14 protein-coding genes are annotated in these 17,460 nt (G+C 69.2%); 11 read left to right on the top strand and 3 right to left on the bottom strand.

Annotation, left to right across the window (positions count from 1 at the left end; all coding sequences use genetic code 11):
- Positions 1-47 precede the first annotated feature (47 nt).
- The 6 genes from OCT48_RS16640 (at position 48) to zapE (ending at position 7,250) form a co-directional block, all read left to right on the top strand.
- Positions 48-1,118, top strand: coding sequence for an arginine N-succinyltransferase (locus OCT48_RS16640; RefSeq protein ID WP_263590248.1), 1,071 nt, complete (start codon positions 48-50; stop codon positions 1,116-1,118).
- A complete protein-coding gene (gene astA / locus OCT48_RS16635; RefSeq protein ID WP_263590247.1) occupies positions 1,118-2,164 on the top strand; it encodes an arginine N-succinyltransferase in 1,047 nt (348 codons plus the stop codon). Before OCT48_RS16640 ends, astA begins: the two co-directional genes overlap by 1 nt.
- Positions 2,164-3,633 (top strand): succinylglutamate-semialdehyde dehydrogenase, encoded by a 1,470-nt coding sequence (astD, locus tag OCT48_RS16630; RefSeq protein WP_263590246.1) that lies wholly within the window; start codon positions 2,164-2,166, stop codon positions 3,631-3,633. Before astA ends, astD begins: the two co-directional genes overlap by 1 nt.
- Complete coding sequence (gene astB, locus OCT48_RS16625; protein WP_263590245.1) at positions 3,630-4,988, top strand: N-succinylarginine dihydrolase; 1,359 nt, start codon at positions 3,630-3,632, stop codon at positions 4,986-4,988. Before astD ends, astB begins: the two co-directional genes overlap by 4 nt.
- Positions 4,989-5,137: 149 nt before the next feature.
- Positions 5,138-6,070 (top strand): DUF808 domain-containing protein, encoded by a 933-nt coding sequence (locus OCT48_RS16620; RefSeq protein WP_263592640.1) that lies wholly within the window; start codon positions 5,138-5,140, stop codon positions 6,068-6,070.
- Positions 6,060-7,250: a cell division protein ZapE gene (gene zapE, locus OCT48_RS16615; protein WP_263590244.1), complete on the top strand. Its 1,191-nt coding sequence runs from the start codon at positions 6,060-6,062 to the stop codon at positions 7,248-7,250. The genes OCT48_RS16620 and zapE overlap by 11 nt, the downstream gene beginning before the upstream one ends.
- Positions 7,251-7,268: 18 nt before the next feature.
- Here the strand turns inward: zapE and OCT48_RS16610 are convergent, their stop codons facing one another.
- Positions 7,269-8,765, bottom strand: a complete 1,497-nt coding sequence (locus OCT48_RS16610; protein ID WP_263590243.1) for an alpha-amylase — start codon at positions 8,763-8,765, stop codon at positions 7,269-7,271.
- A 267-nt stretch (positions 8,766-9,032) separates the two neighbouring features.
- Between OCT48_RS16610 and malE the strand changes: the two genes are divergently transcribed.
- The 3 genes from malE to malG all read left to right on the top strand — a co-directional run bounded on the left by malE (position 9,033) and on the right by malG (position 12,783).
- On the top strand, positions 9,033-10,229 hold the full coding sequence (gene malE / locus OCT48_RS16605; protein ID WP_263590242.1) for a maltose/maltodextrin ABC transporter substrate-binding protein MalE: 1,197 nt from the start codon (positions 9,033-9,035) through the stop codon (positions 10,227-10,229).
- A 75-nt stretch (positions 10,230-10,304) separates the two neighbouring features.
- Entirely contained in the window at positions 10,305-11,879 is a 1,575-nt protein-coding gene (gene malF / locus OCT48_RS16600) for a maltose ABC transporter permease MalF (RefSeq protein ID WP_263590241.1), read from the top strand.
- A 13-nt stretch (positions 11,880-11,892) separates the two neighbouring features.
- Positions 11,893-12,783, top strand: coding sequence for a maltose ABC transporter permease MalG (malG, locus tag OCT48_RS16595; RefSeq protein ID WP_263590240.1), 891 nt, complete (start codon positions 11,893-11,895; stop codon positions 12,781-12,783).
- Positions 12,784-12,869: 86 nt separating this feature from the next.
- Here the strand turns inward: malG and OCT48_RS16590 are convergent, their stop codons facing one another.
- Complete coding sequence (locus tag OCT48_RS16590) at positions 12,870-13,646, bottom strand: triose-phosphate isomerase (protein ID WP_263590239.1); 777 nt, start codon at positions 13,644-13,646, stop codon at positions 12,870-12,872.
- A 50-nt stretch (positions 13,647-13,696) separates the two neighbouring features.
- Entirely contained in the window at positions 13,697-14,491 is a 795-nt protein-coding gene (locus tag OCT48_RS16585) for a hydroxypyruvate isomerase family protein (RefSeq protein ID WP_263590238.1), read from the bottom strand.
- Between the two features lie 184 nt (positions 14,492-14,675).
- Between OCT48_RS16585 and OCT48_RS16580 the strand changes: the two genes are divergently transcribed.
- Both OCT48_RS16580 and OCT48_RS16575 read left to right on the top strand, forming a co-directional pair.
- Entirely contained in the window at positions 14,676-15,659 is a 984-nt protein-coding gene (locus OCT48_RS16580) for a sugar-binding transcriptional regulator (RefSeq protein ID WP_263590237.1), read from the top strand.
- A gap of 226 nt (positions 15,660-15,885) precedes the next feature.
- Positions 15,886-17,448, top strand: coding sequence for an FGGY-family carbohydrate kinase (locus OCT48_RS16575; protein WP_263590236.1), 1,563 nt, complete (start codon positions 15,886-15,888; stop codon positions 17,446-17,448).
- Positions 17,449-17,460 lie beyond the last annotated feature (12 nt).

Genomic DNA, 17,460 nt, shown 5'->3' with positions numbered 1-17,460 from the left:
TCGGCCACGCCCAGCGAGACCCCGAACCATCCAGTGGAGGCCATGCCATGCTGGTCGTACGTCCCACCCGGCCGGCGGACCTGCCGGCCCTGGAGCGGCTGGCCGGCAGCGCCACGCCGCGCCTGACCAACCTGCCGGCCCACCGGGACCGCCTCGAGGAGCGCATCACGCGCTCCCAGCGCGCCTTCGAGGCCGAGGTGGAGTTCCCCGGTGACGAGCACTACACCTTCGTCCTCGAGGACCTGGAGCGCGGCGAGGTGGTGGGGACCGCCACCGTTCGCGCCCAGGCCGGTGCCCGGGAGGCCTACTACACCTATCGGCAGGAGACCCTCATCCACGCCTCGCAGCAGCTCGACGTGCGCCGCGAAGTGCAGACCCTGTCGCTGTCCCACGAGGTCTCCGAGGCGAGCCTGCTGTGCGCCTACTCGCTGGATCCCCGCTACCGGGGCACCAGCGCCGAGAGCCTGCTGCGCCGCGCGCGGCTGATGTTCATCGCCCAGTATCCTGAGCGCTTCGCCGAGATCCTGGCGATGGCCTTCCCCGGCTACCTCGACGACGACAACCAGTCGCCATTCTGGAACAGCGTGGGCCGCCACTTCTTCGTGCGCGACTACCAGGAGATCAACTACGTGGCCGGGGTGCGCTCGAAGAGCTTCATCGCCGAGGTGATGCCCCAGTTCCCGCTCTACCTGGCGCTGCTCACGCCCCAGGCTCGGGCGGCCATCGGCCGCGAGCATCCGGACCACGAGTCGGCCATGGACGAGATGCTTGCCGAGGGCTTCCTGCGCTCGCGCCACGTCGACATCTTCGACGCCGGCCCGGTGATCAAGGCCGAGCGCGACCGGCTCGAGAGCTTCCGGCGCGCCGCCTGGCACCCGGTGCGCATCCGTCCGGCCCACTCGCTGCCGGATGCCGAGCCGGCGATGGTCGCCAACCAGCGCCTCGGCGACTTCCGTTGCGTGGTGGCGCGCTACGCGCTCTCGCCCACCGGCCAGCTGATGCTGTCGCCGGAGCACGCCGAGCTGCTCGGCGTCGAGGAGGGCCGTGCCGTGCTGGCCGCCCCGCTCACCTTGCCGGGCGACGAGCATGATCCGGGCTACGACGAGGGAGAGCTGTGATGCGCATTCGACCCATTGCCCCGTCCGACCTGGACGAGTTGCAGGCCCTGGCCCGGGAGACCGGGGTGGGCTTCACCTCGCTGCCCGACAACCGCGAGTTCCTGGCCCGGAAGATCGACACCGCGGTGAGCGCCTTCCAGGAGCGCACGCCGGTGGACCAGCGGCTCTACTTCTTCGTCCTCGAGGACGACGAGACCGGCCGGCTGGCCGGCTGCTGCGCCATCGAGGGTCAGGTGGGCCGCGAGGTGCCCTTCTACCATTACCGGGTGGGCACCCTGGCGCACTCCTCGGTGCAGCTCGACCTGCACCGCACCATCGACACCCTGTTCCTGAGCTCTGACCACACCGGCGACGCCGAGGTGGCCTCGCTGTTCCTGCGCCCCGAGTACCGCGGGCGCGACCGTCGCTTCGAGCGCAACGGGGCCCTGCTGTCGATGATGCGCTGGCTGTTCATGGCCGAGTTCCGCGACCGCTTCCCCGACAAGGTGCTGGCGGAGATGCGCGGGGTCTTCGATGCCGAGGGCCGCAGTCCCTTCTGGGAATGCCTGGGCAGCCACTTCTTCCCCCTGGACTTCAATGAAGCGGACAGACTGACGGGGTTAGGACAAAAGAGCTTTATCGGCGAGCTGATGCCCAAGTTCCCGATCTACACCCCCTTCCTCTCCGAGGAGGCCCGGGCCTGCATCGGCCAGGTCCACGAACACACTCGCCCGGCGCTGGCCATGCTCAAGAAGGAGGGCCTGCGCTGGGAGGGCTTCATCGACATCTTCGACGGCGGCCCCACCGTGGAGGCCTATGTCGACGACGTGCGCGGCGTGCGCCTGTCGCGGACCTGCCGGGTGGAGGTCAAGGGCGACGACCTGGCGCCGGCGCCGCGCCCGCGCTGGCTGGCCGCCACCACTTCCATGGCCGGCTTCCGCTCGGCCTGGCTGGGGCGCGGCCCCGATGACGATGGCGTGGTGACGCTGAGCGAGGCCGAGGCCAGGCGCCTCGAGGTCGGCTCCGGCGACACCCTGCGCATACTGGATACCGACGAGGAGGCGTGATGAAGGCGACGCAACGGCTGCTGATCGGCGGCCAATGGCAAGACGGCGAGGCCGAGGCCTTCGCCAAGCGGGACCCGGTCTCGGGAGATCGGCTGTGGCAGGGTAACGCCGCCTCCGGGGCCCAGGTGGGCGCCGCCGTGGACGCGGCCCGCGCCGCCTTCCCGGCCTGGGCGCGTAAGCCCTTCGAGGAGCGCCAGGCCCTGGTGGAGCGCTTCCGCGAGGTGCTGGAGAGCCACCGCGAGGACCTGGCCACGGCCATCGCCGGCGAGACCGGCAAGCCGCTCTGGGAGGCCCGCACCGAGGTCGGCGCGATGATCGGCAAGGTGGCGATCTCCATCCGCGCCTACCAGGAGCGCACCGGCGAGCGCGAGCGCGACCTCGGCGACGCCCGGGCGGTGCTGCGCCATCGCCCGCATGGCGTGATGGCGGTGTTCGGTCCCTACAACTTCCCGGGCCACCTGCCCAATGGCCACATGGTGCCGGCGCTGCTGGCCGGCAACAGCGTGGTCTTCAAGCCCAGCGAGCAGACCCCGTTGACCGCCGACCTGACCCTGCAGTGCTGGCGCGAGGCCGGCCTGCCCGACGGCGTGATCAACCTGGTGCAGGGCGCGGCCCCGGTGGGCCAGGCGCTGTCGGCGCATCCCGGCATCGACGGCCTGCTGTTCACCGGCAGCGCCAAGGTCGGCGGCCTGCTGCAGCGTCAGTTCGCCGATCAGCTCGACAAGATCCTGGCCCTCGAACTCGGCGGCAACAATCCGCTGGTGATCAAGGACGTGCCCGACCAGGACGCCGCGGTGCTGACCATCCTGCAGTCCGCCTTCCTCTCCGGCGGCCAGCGCTGCACCTGCGCGCGGCGCTTGATCGTGCCGGAAGGCCAGGTGGGCGACCATCTGCTGGACGCCCTGTCCGACGCCATCGCTCAGCTGCGCGTGGCCGGCCAGTTCAGCGAGGAGGCCCCCTTCTACGGCGGCCTGGTGAGCGTGGCGGCCGCCGATGGCCTGCTCGCGGCCCAGGACGCCCTCGAGGCCCGGGGCGGCGTCGTGCTGTCGCGCATGGAGCGCCTGGAGGAGGGCACCAGCCTGCTCTCGCCGTCGCTGATCGACGTCACGGGTCTGGAGATTCCCGACGAGGAGCATTTCGGTCCGCTGCTCAAGGTCCATCGCTACCGTGACTGGGACGAGGCGCTGCGGCTCGCCAACGACACCCGCTACGGCCTCTCGGCCGGCCTGATCGGCGGCGAGCGCGCCGACTGGGATGACTTCCTGCTGCGCATCCGCGCCGGCATCGTCAACTGGAACCGCCAGACCACCGGCGCCTCCGGCGACGCGCCCTTCGGCGGCGTGGGCGACAGCGGCAACCATCGCCCGAGTGCCTATTACGCCGCCGACTACTGCGCCTATCCGGTGGCCTCCATGGAGAGCGAGGACCTGCACCTGCCCGACCAGCTGCCGCCGGGGGTGACGCTGTGAGCCAGGAACAGAACCCGACGGTGCGCGAGGTCAACTTCGACGGCCTGGTGGGCCCGACCCACAACTACTCGGGCCTGGCCCACGGCAACGTGGCGTCGATGAGCCACGAGGGCCTGGTGGCCAATCCCCGGGAGGCCGCGCTGCAGGGCCTCGAGAAGATGAAGTCGCTGATGGATGCCGGCTACGCCCAGGGCGTGCTGCCGCCCCAGCAGCGCCCCGACCTGGGCGCCCTGCGCGCCCTGGGCTTCTCCGGCAGCAACGCCGAGGTGCTGGCCCGGGCCGCCGGCGAGGCGCCGCAGCTGCTGCGGGCGGTGTGCTCGGCGTCCAGCATGTGGACCGCCAATGCCGGCACGGTGACGCCGAGCGTCGACGCCGCGGACGGGCGGGTGCACTTCACCCCCGCCAACCTGCAGTCGAGCTTCCACCGCTACCTGGAGCCCGAGACCACCGCTCGGGTGCTGGCCGCGATCTTCCGTGACGAGGCGCACTTCGCCCATCACCCGGTGTTGCCGGCGACCCCGGCGTTCTCCGACGAGGGCGCGGCCAACCATACCCGGCTGTGTGACGAGCACGGCGCGCCGGGGGTGCACCTCTACGTCTATGGCCGCCAGGCCTTCGGCGGCGACGGTGTCGAACCCCGGCGCTTCCCGGCCCGCCAGACCCTGGAGGCCAGCCAGGCGGTGGCCCGCCAGCACGGCCTCACGGAGGCCCAGGCGGTGTTCGCCCAGCAGCATCCCGACGCGATCGATGCCGGGGTCTTCCACAACGACGTCATCGCGGTGGGCAACGGGCCGGTGCTGCTCTACCACGAGACGGCCTTCCGCGACGAGCAGGCCACCCTGGACGCCCTGCGGGCCAGGATGGCCACGCCCCTGATCCCGGTGCGGGTGCCCGTCGAGGCGGTGAGCCTGGACGATGCCGTGGCCTCGTACCTGTTCAACTCCCAGCTGCTCAGCAATCCCGACGGCACCATGACCCTGGTGGTGCCGGGGGAGTGCCAGGAGCGTGAGGCGGTGTGGCGCTGCCTGCAGGATCACCTGCTGGCGGGCCACAACCCGATCGCCGAGGTGGTGGTCAAGGACGTCAAGCAGAGCATGCGCAACGGCGGCGGGCCGGCCTGCCTGCGGCTGCGCGTGGCGCTGTCCGAGGCGGAGCGGGCCGCGCTCTCCGGCCGGGTGCTGTTGGACGATGCCCTGCATGGCGAGCTCATCGCCTGGGTCGAGCGCCACTACCGCGACCGCCTGGCACCGGCCGACCTGGCCGACCCCCAACTGGCCGAGGAGACCCTGGCCGCGCTGGACGAGCTGACCCGCCTGCTGCGGCTGGGCGATGTCTATCCCTTCCAGCGCGACTGAGCCCGGTAGCGTGGAGATGACCCTCCTGGTCCCGCCTGTCGGCGGGACTTTTTTCGTCACCGGGGGCGGATTCGCGGGCCGGGGGCTCGGCGCGGGGCGGGGCGGCGGTTATGCTGGTGGCCGCCGATTCACTGCCCAAGGAGGCCTCCGTGGCCGGTAGCAGCCTGCTGACCCTGATCGATGATATCGCCACCATCCTCGACGACGTGTCCCTGATGACCAAGGTGGCGGCCAAGAAGACCGCCGGGGTGCTGGGCGACGACCTGGCCCTCAATGCCCAGCAGGTCACCGGCGTGAACGCCGACCGTGAGCTGCCGGTGGTCTGGGCGGTGGCCAAGGGGTCGCTGCGCAACAAGGTGATCCTGATTCCCGCGGCGCTGCTGATCAGCGCCCTGCTGCCGCCCCTGGTGACCGTGCTGCTGATGCTGGGCGGGGCCTACCTGTGCTTCGAGGGGGCCGAGAAGCTGGCCCACAAGTTCCTGCACGGCGAGGAGGACGCGGCGGAGCATGCCGAACGGGTCAAGGCGCTCGCCGCCGAGGATGTCGACATGCGCGAGTTCGAGCGGGAGCGCATCAAGGGCGCCATCCGCACCGACTTCATCCTCTCCGCCGAGATCATCGTCATCACCCTGGGCACGGTCGCCGGGGTGGCCCTCGGCCAGCAGGTGGCGGTGCTGGTCGGCATCGCGGCGCTGATGACGATCGGCGTCTATGGCCTGGTGGCGGGCATCGTCAAGCTGGACGACCTGGGGCTTCACCTCAGCCGTCGCGGGGGCGTCCTGGCCGGGCTGGGGCGTGGCCTGGTGGCCGGGGCCCCCTACCTGATGAAGCTGCTCTCGGTGGTCGGCACCGTGGCCATGTTCCTGGTCGGCGGCGGCATCCTCAGCCATGGCATTCCCGCCGTGCACCATGTCGTCCAGGGCGTCGCCGAGGTCGAGCTGGCGGTGCCCGGGCTCGATGCCATCGTCCATGGCCTGGGCCCGATGCTGCTCAACCTGGTGTTCGGCCTCGTCGTCGGGGCCGTGGTGCTGGGTGGGGTGACGCTGTTCCAGAAACTGCGTCGGCGCCGACATGGTGGGTGATCACGGGGAACTCGGTCCCCCGGCGACGCCGGACGCGGAGCGCGACCCGGAGGACGCGGCCGCGATTCCCGGCTCGCCGCGCGTCGACTATCGCGAGGCCATCGAGCGTCGTGGCTTCGTCGCCGATGCGGCCCAGTGGCGGGCGGTCGAGGCGCTGGAGGCGACCTTCCAGGCCCTGGCGAGGGGCGACGAGGCGGTACCCGGCGTCTACCTGTGGGGGTCGGTGGGCCGCGGCAAGACCTGGCTGATGGATCGCTTCCATCGCGCCCTGACGGTGCCGGCCAGGCGCCAGCACTTCCATCACTTCATGCGCTGGCTGCATCGGCGGCAGTTCCAGCTGTCCGGCACTCCCGATCCGCTGCGCCGCCTGGGGGCGGAGCTTGCCGCGGACGTGCGGGTGCTGTGTCTGGATGAGCTCTGCGTCAACGATATCGCCGACGCCATGCTGCTGGGCCGCCTGCTGGGTGCGCTCTTCGAGGAGGGGGTGGTGCTGGTCGCCACCTCCAACCAGGCGCCGGAGCAGCTCTATGCGGACGGCTTCAATCGTGAGCGCTTCCTGCCGGCGATCGAGGCGGTCGTCCGCCATATGGGGGTGGTACACCTGGACGGCGACGAGGACCATCGCCGCCATCCCGGCCTTGGCCTGCGCCGCTACTGGGTGCACGAGTCGGGGCAGTCTTCCCCCCTGGTCGAGGTCTTCGCCAGGCTCAGCGACGGCCAGGCGAGGCGCACGTCGCCGATCGAGCTTGGCCACCGGGCCATTGCGGTGGAGGCGCACAGTGACGACGTGCTGTGGTGCCGCTTCGCGGCCCTGTGCGAACAGCCCCTCTCGGCGCTGGACTTCATCGGCCTCTGCGACCGTTTCCGCCATGTGCTGATCGGCGAGGTCCCGCGTCTCGACGCGGGGCTTCCCGACCGCGACATCGCCCGGGGCACCGAGGATGCCAGCGCCCGGGTCGCCGCCGGCGATCGCGAACTGCCGGCGCTGACCCGACAGGACGACGGCGTGAGGCGCTTCATCGCCCTGGTCGACGAATGCTACGACCGGGGCGTGCCGCTCTACCTCGAGGCACGGGTGCCCCTCGAGTCGCTCTATCGCGATGGCCACCTGGCCTTTCCCTTCCGCCGCACCCTGAGTCGGCTGCGCGAGATGCAACTGGCGCGCTTCGGGCGCGGCTGACGGCCGCCCCGATCGGTGTCATGGCGCGGGCCGGTCGGCGCGCAGCGCCACGGCGGCGTCGCGGGGGACCGCGAACTCGGCCCGCCCCGCCGCGTCCACCGTCACCCGGGTGGCACAGTCATCCAGCAGGTTGCAGTACTCGCCCGCCGGCAGGCCGGTATCGAGCGTGGCCGCCCAGGTCGCCTCGGCCCGGTTCATGGCCACGAAGCCGCGGTCGCCGCGCGCGAAGGCGATGCGCGAGGCGCCGTCCGCCTGCCAGTGGGCGAGCGGGGCGTCGCCGACCGCCTGGCGGAAGCCGACCATGGCGGTGATCTCGGGCCAGCGGTGCTCGCAGACCCAGCCGCGCCGCGCGAGGTCGTCGCGGGCCAGGCAGCCCAGGCCGTCCTCGCCATGCACCCGCCGGGTGCGCCAGCCGTCCTCGGCCACCGCGGGCGGGCCCTGGTCGCCGTTGTCGAAGGTATAGCTCGACATCAGCTTGGGCGTGCCGTAGGGCCAGGCGAGCATGAAGACGTTGGCCAGCGGGTAGAGGGCGTCGCGGTGCATCAGCACCCCGCCGCCCACATGGCCGCGCTGCTTGTCGTGATTGTCGACGAACACCAGGGCCTCGTCGCCGGCCAGCCAGTCGTCGCCCCGGCCCAGCGTCTCGAGGCCGGCCAGGTCACCGCTGGCGATGGCCCGGGCCAGGTGGTGCGAGTAGCCGAACTCGGTGACAGCGGCGGCCGGGGCATACTCCCGCTTCTTGATCGGCTCGCTGCCGGGGTCGATCACCTCCTGGAACACATAGGGGTCGCCCTCGAGGCGGTCGAGTATCGCCGCGACATCCGCCGCCGGCATGTGCTTGGCGGCGTCGATCCGCAGGCCGGCCACGCCGAGGTCGAGCAAGGACTGCAGATAGGCGGCGATGGTGTCGCGCACCGCCTCGCGCTCGGTGGCCAGGTCGGCCAGCCCCAGCAGGTGGCAGGTCTGCACCTCGTCGCGGTCCTGGTAGCCGTGGATCTGGTCGTTGCCGTGACGGCCGCAGTGATGGAAGTCGTCGCGCCGGTACAGCTCGGCGTAGTGGAAGGGGGCGTAGGCGGTGCCGGCGATGCCGACGCCCTCGCCGATGCCGGCCATATGGTTGATCACCCCATCGGCGATGATGGCCACGCCGGCGGCGTCGCAGCGCTCGACCATCTCGGCGAAGGCCTCGCGGTCGCCGCTGCGCGAGGTCAGCGCATAGCTCACCGGCTGGTAGCGGGCCCACCAGGCCCCGTCGACGCCGTCGAGGGCGATATGCTCGTTGGCCGGCGAGACCTGCACGGCGTCGATGCCGGCCGGGCCGAGATGGGTCTCGCACTCGGTGGCGATATCGTCCCAGCGCCATTCGAACAGATGCACCATCACCGCTTGCGCGTCGCCCAGGCGCCGGGGGTCGCCCCGCGATGGGGCGCTGTCGGTGGCGGCCATGGCCGGCGGGGCCGACAGGGCCAGGGTCGCGGCCAGGGCGATCGAACCGGGCAATTGCTGTGCTGTCATGGGCATCCCGTTGTGGTTGTCGTGGAGGGAAGGCATGGTCCGACCCATGCTAGCGGCGAGCATCGAACCTGGCCTCCTCCTGCAGGATGACTGGCTTCCCCCTCCCTACGCCCCACCCATACGCCACCCCTGCGCCCCTCGGGGAGGAGGAAGCCCTGCCCCGGATTGACCAGGCTAGGGGCTATCGGCATCCCGTGCCGCCTGCGCGAGTACGGGGTGACGCCACAACAACACAACACGCCACGACAACACTCGAGGTAGCGACCCATGACCCGACGCCACGCCATCCTCACTCCGCTGCTGGCCGCCAGCCTGAGCGCCGGCGCCGCCCTCCCGGCAATGGCCTTCGAGGACGACAGCCTGACCATCTGGATCGGCGACAACAAGGGCCCCCAGGGCATCCGCGAGGTGGCCGAGCGGTTCACCGCCGACACCGGGATCGCCATCGACATCGTCCACCCCGATGACATGACCAACCGCTTCCAACAGGCGGCGGGCAGCGGCCAGGGGCCGGACATCGTCATCTTCGCCCATGATCGCATGGGTGAGTGGGCCAAGAGCGGCCTGCTGCGGCCAGTGGCGCCGAGCGAGGACTTTCGCGATCGCTACTTCGACTTCACCTGGGACGCCGTCGAGTGGAACGGGGGGACCTACGGCTACCCGATCTCGGTGGAGTCGCTGGGCCTGATCTACAACAAGGCCCTGGTGGAGGAGGCGCCCGAGAGCTTCGCCGAGCTCAAAGAGCTCGATGCTGAATTGGTGAAGGAGGGCAAGAAGGCGATCCTCTTCGATTACGGCGAACCCTACTTCAGCTGGACGTTGTTGGCCGCCAACGGCGGCTACCCCTACCGCAGCTCCGAGACCGGCTATGACGTCGGCGATATCGGCGTCAACAACGCCGGTGCCGTGGAAGGCGCCCGCGTGCTGCGTGAGTTGATCGAGACCGGCGTGCTGCCCGAAGGCACCGACTACAGCGTCACCGACACCCGCTTCAACAAGGGCGAGGTGGCCACCATGATCAACGGTCCCTGGGCCTGGAGCAACCTGGAGAAGAGCGGCATCGACTTCGGCGTGGCGCTGCTGCCCCGGGTCGGCGACCAGCGCGCCAAGCCGATGTTCGGGGTGATGGCCGCGATGATCAACTCGGCCTCGCCCAACGACTTCCTGGCCACCGAGTTCCTCGAGAGCTATCTGCTCGAGGAGCAGGGCCTGCGCACCTTCAACGGCGATGGCTCGTTGGGCGCCATGGCCCACAAGGCCTACCAGCAGGACCTGGAGTCCGATCCGCGGATCGCCGCGACCCTGGAGAACGCCGAACTCGGCGCCCCGATGCCGAACATTCCCGAAATGGGCGCCTTCTGGTCGGCCATGGGGCCGGCGCTGGAGAACATCGGCAGCGGCCGACAGGCTCCCCAGGCGGCGCTGGATGCCGCCGCCGGGCGCATCCGTAACGCCATCGAGTAACGCCTCCCTTCCAGTGCCCAGGTACCCGGCCGGCCATGAACCACCGCCAGGCCGGGGCAGACCGCAGGTGATCCCATGTTTATAACCAATGCCTCGCGCGGCTTGCCGCGCCATCGCTCCCGCTACCCCGCCGAGCGCTATACCCGCTGGGCGCTGCGTGCACTGACGGCACTGCTGGTGCTGGCCACGCTGTGGCTGGTGGTGGCCTTCCACCTGCGCGGCCAGTGGATGTTCTCGCTGCTGTTCCTGGTGCTGGGGGCCAGCCTGGCGATCGTGTTCGGCAGGCGTGAGCTGATGAGTCATCGCTATATCTTCCCGGCGCTCGCCGGGATGGGCGTGTTCGTGATCTTCCCGCTGGTCTATACCATCGGCATCAGCTTCAGCAACTACAGTTCGAGCAACCTGCTCAGCGAGGAGCGGGTGCGAGCCCAGTTCCTCGACCAGACCTACCAGGCCGAGGGTCAGGCCTTCGACTTCCAGCTAGTCCGCGAGGGCAATCGCACGCGCCTCTATCTGGACGCCAGGGGGGCCAGCGACCTGGAAGGCACGCGGCAACTGGTGTCCCGCCCGCTGGCACAGGCCGTGGCAGGGCAACCCCTGGCGGTCGAACCGGCCCAGGCGGCCCCGCCGGGCGAGGCACTGGGCATCCGCGAGGTGATCGCCCTGCGCGACCGCCTGCAGGGCCTGACCCTGGTGACGCCGGACGGCACCGAGCTCAAGATGGCGGGCCTGCGCAGCTTCGCGCCGATACTGCCTCGCTTCGAAGAGAATCCCGACGGCAGCCTGACCGACCTTCGCGACGGCACCACCCTGATCCCCGACCAGGAGACCGGCTTCTTCGTTACCGAGGATGGCGAGCGCCTCACCCCCGGCTGGCCGGTGTCGGTGGGCCTGGACAATTACACCAAGATCTTCACCGACCCGGACATCCGCGGGCCCTTCCTGCAGATCTTCGTCTGGACCTTCGTCTTCGCCGGGCTGACGGTGGTCTCCACCCTGGCGCTGGGCTTCATCCTGGCATCGCTGCTGCAGTGGGATCAGCTCAAAGGCAAGGCCATCTACCGCACCCTGCTGATCCTGCCCTATGCGGTGCCGGCCTTCATCTCGATCCTGATCTTCAAGGGCATGTTCAACCAGAACTACGGCGAGATAAACCTGATCCTCGAGAATCTGTTCGGCATCAGCCCCAACTGGTTCACCGATCCGGCGCTGGCCCGCACCATGCTGCTGATCGTCAACGCCTGGCTCGGGTATCCCTACATGCTGCTGTTGTGCATGGGGTTGATCCAGTCGATCCCCCGCGACCTCTTCGAAGCCTCGGCGGTGGACGGTGGCGGGCCGCTGACCAACTTGTTCAGGATCACCCTGCCGCTGATCCTCAAGCCGCTCACGCCGCTGCTGATCGCCGCCTTCGCCTTCAACTTCAACAACTTCGTGCTGATCGCCCTGCTCACCGAAGGGAGCCCGGACATTCTCGGCGCCAGCACGCCGGCGGGCACCACCGACCTGCTGGTCAGTTACACCTACCGTATCGCCTTCAAGGACGCCGGCCAGCAATTCGGCCTGGCGGCGGCCATCGCCACCATGATCTTCCTGCTGGTGGTCGGCCTGTCGGCGCTCAACCTGCGCCTGTCCAAGGTCAAGGTCTAAGAGGAGTCGTCTCATGGCCATGGTTCAACCCCGTTCCATTCGCACCCGCAGGCTGGGTGCCCATCTGGCCCTGCTGGGCTTCGTCGCCCTGGTGGTGTTCCCGCTGCTGCTGGTGATCTCGATCTCCTTCCGCGAGGGCAACTTCGCCACCGGCAGCCTGATCCCCGAGCGCTTCTCCCTGGAGCACTGGGCGCTGGCCTTCGGCATGCCCTGGGAGCGCCCCGACGGCAGCGTCGTCCAGCCGCCGTTCCCGGTGCTGCTGTGGCTGTGGAACTCGATCAAGGTGGCGGTGGTGTCCTCGTTGATGATCCTGGCGCTCTCCACCACCAGCGCCTATGCCTTCGCGCGCATGCGCTTCAAGGGCAAGGCGCCGATCCTCAAGGGCATGCTGATCTTCCAGATGTTCCCGGCGGTACTGTCGCTGGTGGCCCTCTATGCCCTGTTCGATCGCCTGGGACAGCTGGTGCCCTGGCTGGGCATCAATACCCACGGTTCGTTGATCCTCGCCTCGCTGGGGGCGGTGGCGCTGCACATCTGGACCATCAAGGGCTACTTCGAGTCCATCGACGGTTCTCTCGAGGAGGCCGCCATGGTCGACGGTGCCAGCACCTGGCAGGCCTTCCGCCACATCCTGCTGCCGCTGTCGGTGCCGATCCTGATGGTGGTGTTCATCCTCGCCTTCATCATGTCGATCATGGAGTACCCGATGGCCTCGGTACTGCTGCTCGACGAGGACAAGCTGACCCTGGCCGTCGGCGCCCAGCAGTACCTCGCCGAGCACAACCAGCGCTGGGGTGACTTCGCCGCCGCAGCGGTGCTCTCCGGCCTGCCGATCACCCTGGTCTTCCTGCTCTGCCAGCGCTGGATCGTCGGCGGGCTGACCTCGGGGGGCGTCAAGGGCTGAGCCCCCACCCTGACTTCCTCGTCCCGTCTGGGACTCCCGCTTCCCCGGCCTCGCGCCGGGGTTTTTTTATGTCTGGCGCCGGGACCTCAGGCCAGGGGTCGCCGGACCTCGAGTACGCGCTCGGTAATGCCGAGCAGTCCCTCCGGCTGCCAGGCGCTGCGACCGATGAACAGGCCGGCGACCTCGGGCAGGGCGGCGAGCTCGGCACAGTTGGCGAGGTTGACGCTGCCGCCGTAGAGCACCGGCTGGGGAGTGCCTTGGGACGTGGTCGGCAGCGCCTCGCGGATCCGGCGGTGCATCCAGCCGGCATCCTCGGCCGTGGCGGGAGTGCCGTGCTCACCAATCGCCCATACCGGCTCGTAGGCAATCAGCACGCGGTCCATGGCCTCGTCTGGGACGCCACTCAGGGCGATCCGGCACTGGCGGATCACGGTGTCGGCGGCCACGCCCAGCGCCTTCTCCTCGGCGGTCTCGCCCACGCAGATCAACGGACGAAGCCCCTGGGCCAGAGCGGCCTTGACCTTGCGGTTGATCGCCGTGTCGGTCTCGTTGTAGTACTCGCGCCGCTCCGAGTGTCCCAGCTCGACGATGTCGGCACCGCAGTCCCGGACCATCGGCGGCGACACCTCCCCGGTGTAGGCGCCCGAATCGGCCCAGTGCATGTTCTGGGCGCCCACCATCACCGACGTGTCGGCCAGGGCCCGACACACCTCGCTCAGCGCGGTGAAGGGCGGAATCACGAAGCCTTGCAGTTGCGGGTCGCGCAGCAGTTCGGCGTCCTGCAGGGCGGCGCAGTAGTTGGCGGCCTCGCCCAGCGTCTTGTTCATCTTCCAGCTGGTGCCTACCCAGAATGGCGTGGTCATGATGAGTTTCCTCGTGTGGTCAGTCGGTGTCGTCGATGCCGTAACGGACGTCAGGCGTGGCGGATGCCGTAGTCGCGGATCCACGCGAGCGACGCCTCGGTCCCGGTACTGGGGGTGTACTCCAGCGAGATGAAGCGATCGAAGGCCATGCGCTCCAGCTCGCCGAGCAGGTAGCGGTAGTTGATCTCCCCCGTGCCCGGTTCGTGGCGTCCCGGATTGTCCGCCAACTGGACGAAACCGATGCGATCCAGGTGACCGCGCAGTGTCTCGATGAGCTCTCCCTCGGAGCGCTGCATCTGATAGAAATCGTACTGGATCAATAGGTTGGGATGGTCGACGGCATCCTGAAGGGCCACTGCCTGAGCCGTTTTGACCAGCGGGTAGCCGGGGTGCGTGAGGGGGTTGAGTGGTTCCACCAACAAGCGGATGCCGGCCTGGGCGGTGGCCTCGGCGGCATGGCGCAGGTTGTCGACCAGAGTCCGCTGCTGTAGCTCCTGTGACATGTCCGGGCGCGGATAGCCCAGCGGGCAGTTGAGCTGGCTGGCGCCCAGCCGAGTGGCGATCTCGATGGTGCTGTCGAGCCCCCGCAAGAACTCGGCGGTGCGATCCGGCAGCACCGCGATGCCCCGTTCGCCCGCCTCCCAGTCACCTCCCGGCAGGTTGAAATGAATGATCCCCACGCCGGCCCGGGCCGCGGCATCGCGGATCTCCTCGAGGCGCTCGCAGAACGGATAGGGGTTGTGGAACTCCACGTAGCGAAAGCCCGCGGCACGGGCTCGGGCGAAGCGCTCGAGGAAGGGCACCTCGGTGAACATGAACGTCAGATTGGCGGCGAGCTTGAGCACGCTGACCTCCCGCTTTGTCGTTGTGGGTGGGGCCGTGTCGCCGCATCGTGGCGCCGTCAGGCCCGTTCTGGAGGGGGTTCCGGTGCCGACGCCCGACAGTTGCGGAACGCCTTGACAGCCTCGATAACCTCCTCTAGCGTTATTTTTAACAGCACATGAACAAAATATCAAAACGGAGAGAGCCATGAAAAACCCCACGCCCAGCTATAGCGAGAGCGACCTGGCCCTGAGAGCGGCCTGGCTTTCCTATGTGGGGGGCTATACCCAGGCACAGATCGCCGACCGCCTGATGGTGTCGCGCATGAAGGTGCACCGGCTGATCGCCGCGGCCCACGAGATGGGCGCGGTGCAGGTGTTCATCAAGGGCTCGCCCGAGGCGTTGCTGACTCTGGAAGACGAGCTCAAGCGGCGCATGAACCTCGAGATGTGCTCGGTGGTGCCGGCGATGCCGGTGGAGGAGGAGGCCAACCCCTTCGCTAACCTGGGCATGGCCGCGGCCTACTACCTGAAGAGCCGGCTGGATGCCAAGAGCGTCGAGGTGCTGGGGCTGGGTTGGGGCCGCAGCCTGTCGGAGATGGTCAACTGCCTGCCGCAGATGGACTGCTCGGGACTCAAGATGGTCCCGGTACTGGGCAGCGTGGTGCGCAAGATGGCCCTGAACCCCTATGACGTCATCCATCGCCTGGTCGACAAGACCGGCGGCGAGGGCTACCTGCTGCCGGTGCCGCTGTTCGCCGACACCGCCGAGCACAAGCGTGTGCTGATGGAGCAGCGCAGCGTCCAGGACGTCATCAACATCGCCACCGCCGCCGACCTGACCATGGTGGGGCTGGGCGCGGTGCCGTCGCAGGGCCATTCGTTGCTGATGGAGCTCGGCGAGATAGACGCCGAGGATGCCCGCCGGCTGCACGAGGCCGGCGCCGAGGCGGAACTGCTGGGCCAGTTCCTGGATGCCCACGGCAATCGGGTGGATTCCGAGATCAACGCACGCACCCTCGGGCTCGGCCTCGAGCAACTGCGCGACCACCACATCGTCGCCGTCGCCGGCGGCGAGGAGAAGGTGCGCGCCACCCTCTCGGTGCTGCGCAGCGGGCTGCTCAAGGGACTGATCACCGATGAGGTCGTCGCCCGTGCGGTGCTGGACCTGCTCGACGAGGAGACGGACTAGCCACCACGACCGCAAGCCGAGACGCGCCACAACAACGCCAACAACGGAAGACGCGCATGGCCGACAGGCGAGACGAACATCGCCGGGCCCGACGATCTTCCTCGATGCACCCGGCGCCGCCGCCTCGCCGCACGCCAGCTCACAACAAGAGACAACATCATGTCGAGCCCGACCCACTACAACGCCAACGCGCGCTTCGACACCGGCCCCGCTCGGGAGGTGCCCCATGCAGGATGACGTGATCGTCGGTCTGGATGCCGGCACCTCGGTGATCAAGGCGGTGGCCTTCGATCGCCAGGGCTGCGAATTGGCCAAGACCCAGTGCGCAAATCGCCTCGAGACCCTTCCCGACGGGGGCGTCGAGCAGAGTCTGCCGGGCACCTGGGAGGCGGCCCGGACCACGCTCCAGCGCCTGTTTGCCGAGCACCCGGCGCTCGTTCCGCGGCTGGCCGCCATCGCGGTGACCGGGCAGGGCGACGGCACCTGGATGATCGACGCCGAGGGGCGGCCCGTGGGGGATGCGTTGCTATGGCTCGACAGCCGCGCCAGCGACATCGTCTCCCATTGGCGGGCGACCCGCACCGGGCCCGAGACCTACCGGTGCACCGGCACCGGGCTCAACCAGTCGATCCAGAGCGGCCAGCTGAGCTGGCTCGATCACCACGATCCCGATCGCGTCGCCGCGGCGGCCACCATCTTCCACTGCAAGGACTGGCTGTACTTCTGCCTGACCGGCGACCGCGCCACCGATCCGGCCGAGGCGCTGTGGACCTACGGTGACTTCCGCAGCGGCGACTACTCGGACACGGTGCTCAATGCGTTCGGCCTGGACAGGTACCGCGAGCGACTGCCGCGGATCGTCGACGGCAGCCGCGAGCACGGTGTCCTCGGCGCCGAAGTGGCCCGCCAGATCGGCGTGACCGAGGGCACTCCGGTGGTACTGGCACCGGTCGATATGCTGGCCACGGGGCTGGGCGCCGGGGTCTATGAGCCCGGCAAGCGAGTGGCCTGCAGCATCATCGGCACCACCGGGGCTCACCTGTGCGCGCGCGAGGACTCGCGCGACATCGTGCTCAGCAACCAGTCCTGCTACACCATGCCTTGCGTCGCGCCCGACACCTGGGTCCAGCTGTGTTCCAACATGGCCGCCACTCTCAATCTGGAGTGGTTCCTCAAGGGGCTCAACGAGATGCTCGAGGCGTTGGGAGAAGCGCCGCTGACCGCCGAGGGACTGCTGCCGAGACTCGATGCGGCGCTGGCCACCACCGAGCCGGGGCGGCTGATCTATCACCCCTTCATCTGCGCCAACGGCGAGCGCGGCCCTTTCTTCAACCCCCGTGCCCGGGCCCAGTTCCTGGGCCTCTCCACCGAGGTCAACCATCTGCACATGGTGCGGGCCATCTACGAGGGCGTCGCCTTCGCCGCCCGAGATTGCTACCACGCCCTGGAAGCTCACCCGGAGGAGCTTCGGCTGACCGGCGGCGCCGCCCAGAGCAGGACGCTGTGCACCATCCTCGCCTCGGTGATGGGCGTGCCGGTGCGCACCCTGACGCGGGGCGAAACCGGCGCCGCGGGTGCTGCCATGGTGGCAAGCCTGTGCCTGGGACACCACCGCGACCTGGCCGAGGCCTGCCGGACCTGGGTGACGCCCTTCCTGGCCGAGGAGTGCGTGTCGCCCGATCCCGCCCTGCAGAACCTCTATGAGCGACTGTTCGGGGTCTATCGCCGTTCCCACACCAATTCGGACGGCTTCTGGCGCCATCTCGAGCGCGTCAACGCCGAACGCTGAAGCGGTCCACGT

The organism is Halomonas sp. M4R1S46 (assembly GCF_025725685.1).
In the GTDB taxonomy this organism is placed as follows: Bacteria; Pseudomonadota; Gammaproteobacteria; order Pseudomonadales; family Halomonadaceae; genus Halomonas.
The sequence above is the reverse complement of the archived record's forward strand: the minus strand, read 5'-3'. Positions and strand labels throughout refer to the sequence as shown.

Excerpts from the sequence above, each read along its gene's own strand:
- zapE (WP_263590244.1), top strand. The coding sequence starts at position 6,060 with ATGGTGGGTGATCACGGGGAACTCGGTCCCCCGGCGACGCCGGACGCG.
- malG (WP_263590240.1), top strand. The coding sequence starts at position 11,893 with ATGGCCATGGTTCAACCCCGTTCCATTCGCACCCGCAGGCTGGGTGCC.
- astD (WP_263590246.1), top strand. The coding sequence starts at position 2,164 with ATGAAGGCGACGCAACGGCTGCTGATCGGCGGCCAATGGCAAGACGGC.
- OCT48_RS16575 (WP_263590236.1), top strand. The coding sequence starts at position 15,886 with ATGCAGGATGACGTGATCGTCGGTCTGGATGCCGGCACCTCGGTGATC.
- astA (WP_263590247.1), top strand. The coding sequence starts at position 1,118 with ATGCGCATTCGACCCATTGCCCCGTCCGACCTGGACGAGTTGCAGGCC.
- OCT48_RS16590 (WP_263590239.1), bottom strand. The coding sequence starts at position 13,646 with ATGACCACGCCATTCTGGGTAGGCACCAGCTGGAAGATGAACAAGACG.
- OCT48_RS16610 (WP_263590243.1), bottom strand. The coding sequence starts at position 8,765 with ATGACAGCACAGCAATTGCCCGGTTCGATCGCCCTGGCCGCGACCCTG.
- malF (WP_263590241.1), top strand. The coding sequence starts at position 10,305 with ATGTTTATAACCAATGCCTCGCGCGGCTTGCCGCGCCATCGCTCCCGC.
- OCT48_RS16580 (WP_263590237.1), top strand. The coding sequence starts at position 14,676 with ATGAAAAACCCCACGCCCAGCTATAGCGAGAGCGACCTGGCCCTGAGA.
- malE (WP_263590242.1), top strand. The coding sequence starts at position 9,033 with ATGACCCGACGCCACGCCATCCTCACTCCGCTGCTGGCCGCCAGCCTG.
- OCT48_RS16640 (WP_263590248.1), top strand. The coding sequence starts at position 48 with ATGCTGGTCGTACGTCCCACCCGGCCGGCGGACCTGCCGGCCCTGGAG.